The 6,688-nt window shown below is 71.1% G+C and carries 7 protein-coding genes; all 7 read left to right on the top strand.

Translation table 11 applies throughout. From position 1 onward, the window contains the following. The first annotated feature begins 151 nt into the window (after positions 1–151). The 7 genes from ruvC to ACZ7H1_RS21980 all read left to right on the top strand — a co-directional run bounded on the left by ruvC (position 152) and on the right by ACZ7H1_RS21980 (position 6,600). Entirely contained in the window at positions 152–685 is a 534-nt protein-coding gene (gene ruvC / locus ACZ7H1_RS22010; protein ID WP_470788884.1) for a crossover junction endodeoxyribonuclease RuvC, read from the top strand. Next, complete coding sequence (gene ruvA / locus ACZ7H1_RS22005) at positions 682–1,314, top strand: Holliday junction branch migration protein RuvA (RefSeq protein ID WP_470788882.1); 633 nt, start codon at positions 682–684, stop codon at positions 1,312–1,314. The genes ruvC and ruvA overlap by 4 nt, the downstream gene beginning before the upstream one ends. Positions 1,315–1,374: 60 nt before the next feature. Beyond that, the gene (ruvB, locus tag ACZ7H1_RS22000) at positions 1,375–2,445 is read left to right on the top strand and encodes a Holliday junction branch migration DNA helicase RuvB (RefSeq protein ID WP_470788880.1); all 1,071 of its coding nucleotides are present in this window, start codon (positions 1,375–1,377) and stop codon (positions 2,443–2,445) included. 164 nt (positions 2,446–2,609) lie between these two features. Further along, a complete protein-coding gene (gene yajC, locus ACZ7H1_RS21995) occupies positions 2,610–3,062 on the top strand; it encodes a preprotein translocase subunit YajC (protein ID WP_470788878.1) in 453 nt (150 codons plus the stop codon). Positions 3,063–3,213: 151 nt separating this feature from the next. After that, positions 3,214–4,992, top strand: a complete 1,779-nt coding sequence (gene secD, locus ACZ7H1_RS21990) for a protein translocase subunit SecD (protein ID WP_470788877.1) — start codon at positions 3,214–3,216, stop codon at positions 4,990–4,992. A 1-nt stretch (position 4,993) separates the two neighbouring features. Next, positions 4,994–6,055 (top strand): protein translocase subunit SecF, encoded by a 1,062-nt coding sequence (gene secF / locus ACZ7H1_RS21985; protein ID WP_470788875.1) that lies wholly within the window; start codon positions 4,994–4,996, stop codon positions 6,053–6,055. After that, positions 6,052–6,600 carry an adenine phosphoribosyltransferase gene (locus ACZ7H1_RS21980; RefSeq protein ID WP_470788874.1) on the top strand — a complete coding sequence of 183 codons (549 nt, stop codon included), beginning with the start codon at positions 6,052–6,054 and terminating at the stop codon, positions 6,598–6,600. Before secF ends, ACZ7H1_RS21980 begins: the two co-directional genes overlap by 4 nt. The last annotated feature ends 88 nt before the right edge of the window (positions 6,601–6,688 follow it).

Below are 6,688 nucleotides of genomic sequence, written 5' to 3'. Positions count from 1 at the left end.
CCCCCCCCCCCCCCCCCCCCCCCCCCCCCCCCCCCCCCCCCCCCCCCCCCCCCCCCCCCCCCCCCCCCCCCCCCCCCCCCCCCCCCCCCCCCCGCTGCGTTGTCAGCGGCAGCGGATAGCCTGCAAACAGCTGATCGAAGGGAGGGGTGGCGTGCGCGTGCTCGGAGTGGACCCGGGACTGACCCGGTGCGGTGTCGGTGTGGTCGAGGGGGTCGCCGGCCGTCCCCTCAAGATGCTCGGCGTAGGCGTCGTCCGCACGCCCGCCGACGCCGACATCGGTCCGCGGCTGGTGGAGATCGAGCGCGGGCTCGAGAGCTGGCTGGACGAGTACCGGCCGGAACTGGTCGCCGTGGAGCGGGTGTTCAGTCAGCACAACGTCCGCACGGTGATGGGCACCGCCCAGGCCAGTGCGGTCGCGATGCTGTGCGCCTCGCGCCGCGGCATCCCCGTGGCGCTGCACACCCCCAGCGAGGTCAAGGCCGCCGTGACCGGCAGCGGCCGCGCCGACAAGGCGCAGGTCGGGGCCATGGTGACCCGCCTGCTGAGGCTCGACGCCCCACCCAAGCCCGCGGACGCCGCCGACGCGCTCGCCCTCGCCATCTGCCACATCTGGCGGGCTCCCGCCCAGAACCGCCTGCAGCAGGCCGCAGCCCTGCACGCCGCATCGAAAGGCCGCGTTTCATGATCGCCTTTGTCTCGGGTCCGGTGGCCGCCCTCGGCCCGGCCACGGCCGTCGTCGAGGTCGGGGGAGTGGGCATGGCCGTCCAGTGCACCCCGGGCACCATCGCCGCCCTTCGCGTGGGCCAGGAGGCCCGGCTCGCGACCTCGCTGGTCGTCCGGGAGGACTCGCTCACCCTCTACGGCTTCGCCGACGACGACGAGCGGCAGGTCTTCGAGCTGCTCCAGACCGCCAGCGGGGTCGGTCCGCGGCTGGCGCAGGCCATGCTCGGCGTGCACAGCCCCGATGCGCTGAGGCTCGCGGTGTCCACCGGCGACGAGAAGGCCCTGATGGCCGTGCCCGGCATCGGCAAGAAGGGCGCCCAGAAGCTGCTGCTGGAGCTGAAGGACAAGCTGGGCGCCCCGCTGGGCACCGGCGCCCTGGTCGGCGCCCAGCGGGCCGCAGCGTCCGGCCCGGCGCCGTGGACCGAGCAGCTCCAGGCGGCACTGATCGGCCTCGGCTACGCCTCCCGCGAGGCGGACGAGGCGGTGTCCGCGGTGACCCCGCAGGCCGAGGCGGCCCTCGCCGAGACCGGCTCCGCCCCGGTCCCGCAGCTGCTCCGGGCGGCCCTCCAGACGCTCAACCGCGCCCGCTGAGGCCGGGCACCCTCCGGCGCAGACCACCGTACGCACCGAGCACCCACCAAGAAGGACACCGTGAACTGGGACGACGAGACCACCGGCGAGGAAGATCCGCGGATCGTCGGCGCTGCCGCCGATGGGGAGGACAGCGCCGTCGAGGCCGCGCTGCGCCCCCGGGACCTCGACGAGTTCGTCGGCCAGGAGAAGGTCCGCCAGCAGCTCGACCTCGTCCTGCAGGCCGCCCGGCAGCGCGGGGCCACCGCGGACCACGTGCTGCTGTCCGGTGCGCCGGGGCTCGGCAAGACCACGCTGTCCATGATCATCGCCGCGGAGATGGGCGCGCCCATCCGGATCACCTCCGGACCGGCCATCCAGCACGCCGGCGACCTGGCTGCGATCCTCTCCTCCCTCCAGGAGGGCGAGGTGCTCTTCCTCGACGAGATCCACCGGATGTCGCGGCCCGCCGAGGAGATGCTCTACATGGCCATGGAGGACTTCCGGGTCGACGTGATCGTCGGCAAGGGGCCCGGCGCCACCGCCATCCCGCTGGAGCTCCCGCCGTTCACCCTCGTCGGCGCCACCACCCGGGCCGGGCTGCTGCCGCCGCCGCTGCGCGACCGCTTCGGGTTCACCGGTCACATGGAGTTCTACAGCCCCGCCGAGCTGGAGCGGGTCATCCACCGCTCCGCACGGCTGCTGGACGTGGAGATCGAGGCGGAGGGGGCCGCGGAGATCGCCGGCCGCTCCCGCGGCACCCCGCGCATCGCGAACCGCCTGCTGCGCCGGGTCCGCGACTACGCCCAGGTCAGGGCCGATGGGGTGATCACCCGCGAGGTGGCCTGCACCGCACTCGGCGTGTACGAGGTCGACGCCCGCGGGCTGGACCGGCTGGACCGGGCCGTCCTGGAGGCCCTCCTCAAGCTGTTCGGCGGCGGTCCTGTGGGACTGTCCACACTGGCCGTCGCGGTGGGGGAGGAGCGCGAGACGGTCGAGGAGGTCGCGGAGCCGTTCCTGGTCAGGGAAGGTCTGCTGGCCAGGACACCCAGGGGGCGCGTCGCCACGCCTGCCGCATGGGCGCACCTGGGTCTCGTACCGCCCGGGAGCATCAGTGGATCAAGCGGACAACAGGGCCTGTTCGGGGCGTGACGGCGCGGGGCATCGCCCGGTCAGGAACTGCGGTGCCATGCTGGGCGTTGTTCCATCGGTGCGGACTCGCCTAGACTCCGCCGATGCCGACCGGTCCAGGTCGGTGTGCCCACCCCCGTAGAAAAGGCCGCCCTCCGCGCGGTCGTGCGAAGGATCTCCGTCCCGTGAACAATCTCGTGACCTTCCTCCCGTTCATCGTGCTCATCGGGGCCATGTTCCTCATGACCCGGTCTGCGAAGAAGAAGCAGCAGCAGGCCGCGTCCATGCGCGACCAGATGACGCCCGGCACCGGCGTACGCACGATCGGCGGCATGTACGCCACGGTCAAGGAGGTCGGCGACGACACCGTCACCCTCGAGGTGGCCCCCGGCGTGCACGCGGTCTACGCGAAGAACTCCATCGGCGCCGTCCTCGACGACGAGGAGTACAACCGCATCGTCCACGGCGCGACGGATGATCTGACGATCGACACGCCGGTCGTCCCGGACGACGCCTCGTCGCTGACCGGGACCACCGACGCTGCGGGGACGGACGAGCCGAAGCTCGACCTGGGCAAGAAGACCGACGCCGACGAGCCGAAGGACGGCAAGTCCGACGGCGAGAGCGGCGCGAAGTAAGACACCGCGGGGGACCGCGCGGCTGCCGGACCGGCAGCGCGTGGTCCCCTTCGGTGACCGCTCTGCGGGGGGCAGGGGTCCCCACACACACGTTTCGTGGCCGTCCATGCGCACACCCGGCGCGGACGGTTGGACAGGGAGATACGACAAGGTGGCAGCACCGAAGAAGGGCCGACGGCCCGCGGGGGCTCAGGGCAGGCCGGGGCGTGCCCTGGCAGTGATCCTGATCGCAATGGTGGCGCTCACCGCGGGGATGTTCATCTCCAAGCAGACGACGCCGCGACTGGGCATCGACCTTGCCGGCGGTACGAGCATCACGCTGAAGGCCAAGAGCGAGCCCGGCAAGCCCAACGCGATCAACGAGACCAACATGAACACCGCGGTCGGCATCATCGACCGCCGTGTCAACGGTCTCGGCGTCTCGGAGGCCGAGGTCCAGACGCAGGGCCGCGATCACATCATCGTGAACATCCCCAAGGGGACGAACGAGAAGCAGGCCCGCGAGCAGGTCGGTACGACCGCTCAGCTGTACTTCCGCCCGGTGCTGGCCATCGCCGCCGGCACTCCGGTCACGGAGCCCGCGCCGACCCCGTCGGCCAGCGCCTCCGGCTCCAAGGCCGAGAGCGGCAAGAAGGACGGCAAGGGCGCCACGTCCTCGCCCACCCCGTCGTCCAGCGCCACTTCGCAGGGCCGCGCCGTCAGTGAGGCCCTCAAGGCCCCCGGCGCCTCGCCCTCGCCCTCGACGGGCGAGTCGAAGAAGGCAGACGACAAGAAGGCACCCGCTCCCTCCGCCTCCGCCGGTGGTACCGACGACCTGCAGAAGAAGTTCGCAGCGCTCGACTGCACGAAGGAAGACCAGCGGGCGAGCGCCGGAAAGGGCGTCAAGCCGAGCGAGCCGACCGTCGCCTGCGGCAAGAACAGCCAGGGCGAGTGGGCCAAGTGGCTCCTCGGTCCCGCGGCTGTCGACGGCCAGGACGTCAAGGACGCCAAGGGCGTCATCGACCAGCAGGGCGGCGCCGGCTGGATCGTGGAGATGCAGTTCAACGACAAGGGCGCCGACAAGTTCGCCAAGGTCACCGGCGAGCTGGCGACCAAGCAGTCCCCGCAGAACCAGTTCGCCATCGTGCTCGACGGAGAGGTCGTCTCCGACCCGTACGTCAGCCAGTCGATCACCGGCGGCAACGCCCAGATCTCCGGCAGCTTCAACCAGCAGTCCGCCCAGGACCTCGGCAACATGCTGTCCTACGGCGCCCTGCCGCTGTCCTTCCAGGAGGACAGCGTCACCACCGTCACCGCCGCGCTCGGCGGCGAGCAGCTGCGCGCCGGTCTGATCGCCGGTGCCATCGGCCTCGCGCTGGTCGTCATCTACCTGGTGGTCTACTACCGCGGTCTCGCGTTCATCGCGATCGTCAGCCTCCTGGTCTCGGCGATCCTGACCTACACGATCATGTCGCTGCTCGGAAAGGGCATCGGCTTCGCGCTGAACCTGCCCGCCGTCTGCGGTGCGATCGTCGCCATCGGCATCACGGCGGACTCGTTCATCGTGTACTTCGAGCGCATCCGTGACGAGATCCGCGAGGGCCGCACCCTCAAGCCGGCCGTGGAGCGTGCCTGGCCGCGGGCCCGGCGCACCATCCTGGTCTCCGACTTCGTGTCGTTCCTGGCCGCTGCGGTCCTGTTCGTCGTCACCGTCGGCAAGGTGCAGGGCTTCGCCTTCACCCTGGGTCTGACGACCCTGCTCGACGTCGTCGTGGTGTTCCTGTTCACCAAGCCGATCATGACGCTGATGGCCCGTACCAAGTTCTTCTCCAGCGGTCACCCGTGGTCCGGTCTGGACCCGGAGCGGCTCGGCGCCAAGCCTCCGCTGCGCCGGTCGCGCCGTCCCGTCTCCGTTCCTGCCGCCGGCCCTGTCGACCCGAAGGAGGCGTGAGATGTCGAAGCTCGGAGATCTCGGCGCCAAGCTGTACCGAGGCGAGGTCGGGTACGACTTCGTCGGCAAGCGGATGCTGTGGTACGCCGTCTCGATCCTGATCACCATCACGGCGATCGTCGCCCTGGCCGTCCAGGGTCTGAACATGGGCATCGAGTTCAAGGGCGGTGCCGTCTTCACGACCCCCAAGACCGAACTCTCGGTCGCCCAGGTCACGGAGGACGCGGAGAAGGCCTCCGGCCACGACGCGATCGTCCAGAAGCTCGGCAACGGCACCCTGCGCATCCAGGTCGGTGGCCTGGACACCGCGCAGGCGAACGACGTGAAGACCAAGCTGGCCGCCGACCTCGGCGTCCAGGAGCAGGAGATCAACGCCGACCTGGTCGGCCCCAGCTGGGGCGAGCAGATCGCCAACAAGGCCTGGACCGGTCTCGCCGTCTTCATGGTCCTGGTCGTGGTCTACCTCGCGATCGCCTTCGAGTGGCGCATGGCGGTCGCGGCCCTGATCGCCCTGATCCACGACCTCACCATCACAGTCGGCGTGTACGCGCTGGTCGGATTCGAGGTCACCCCGGGTACGGTCATCGGTCTGCTCACCATCCTCGGTTACTCCCTCTACGACACCGTCGTCGTCTTCGACGGTCTGAAGGAAGCCTCCAAGGACCTCACCAAGCAGACCAAGTACACCTACAGCGAGATGGCCAACCGCAGCCTCAACGGCACGCTGGTCCGCTCGATCAACACCACCGTCGTGGCGCTGCTCCCGGTCGCCGGCCTGCTGTTCATCGGCGGCGGCTTCCTGGGCGCCGGCATGCTCAACGACATCTCGCTGTCGCTGTTCGTCGGCCTCGCGGCCGGTGCCTACTCCTCGATCTTCATCGCCACCCCGCTCGTCGCCGACCTCAAGGAGCGCGAGCCGGCGATGAAGGCCCTGAAGAAGCGCGTGCTCGCCAAGCGGGCCGCTGCCGCCAAGGGCGAGCCCGAGGACCTGCCCGACGCCGAGGACGGCGCCGAGGTCGTCTCCCAGGGGCGGTCCGGCCGGGCGGCGGGACGCCGCCGATGACCGACGCGCACGGCGTACGCGAGCTGCTGCTCAGCCGGATCACGGACGTACCGGACTACCCGAAGCCGGGCGTGGTGTTCAAGGACATCACCCCGCTGCTGGCGGACCCCGAGGCGTTCCGTGCCCTGACCGGCGTACTCGCCGAGCTGTGCGTCCGGCACGGCGCGACGAAGATCGTCGGCCTGGAGGCCCGCGGCTTCATCCTGGCGGCCCCGGTCGCCGTCGAGGCGGGCGTCGGCTTCGTGCCGGTCCGCAAGGCGGGCAAGCTGCCGGGAGCCACGCTGAAGCAGGCGTACGAGCTCGAGTACGGCACCGCCGAGATCGAGATCCACGCCGAGGCGCTGATCGCAGGCGACCGGGTCCTCGTCATCGACGACGTCCTGGCCACCGGCGGCACCGCCGAGGCCTCGCTGGAGCTGATCCGGCGGGCCGGAGCGGAGATCGCGGGCGTGGCGGTCCTCATGGAACTCGGCTTCCTCGGCGGCCGTGCCCGCCTGGAGCCCGCCCTCGCGGGCGCTCCCCTGGACGCGCTGATCGTCGTCTGACCTGCTCCGCACACAGCGGCGGGCACCCGGAGGACCCGGGTGCCCGCCGCTCGTGCGTCCGCGGGCCGGGCACCGGAGAACGCACTCG

This window comes from Streptomyces sp. NPDC037401 (genome assembly GCF_055602345.1).
Note: the sequence above shows the minus strand (reverse complement) of the source record. Positions and strands in the feature narration are given on the sequence as shown.

Coding starts and splice junctions, on each gene's coding strand:
- ruvA (WP_470788882.1), top strand. CDS start 682: ATGATCGCCTTTGTCTCGGGTCCGGTGGCCGCCCTCGGCCCGGCCACG.
- secF (WP_470788875.1), top strand. CDS start 4,994: ATGTCGAAGCTCGGAGATCTCGGCGCCAAGCTGTACCGAGGCGAGGTC.
- ACZ7H1_RS21980 (WP_470788874.1), top strand. CDS start 6,052: ATGACCGACGCGCACGGCGTACGCGAGCTGCTGCTCAGCCGGATCACG.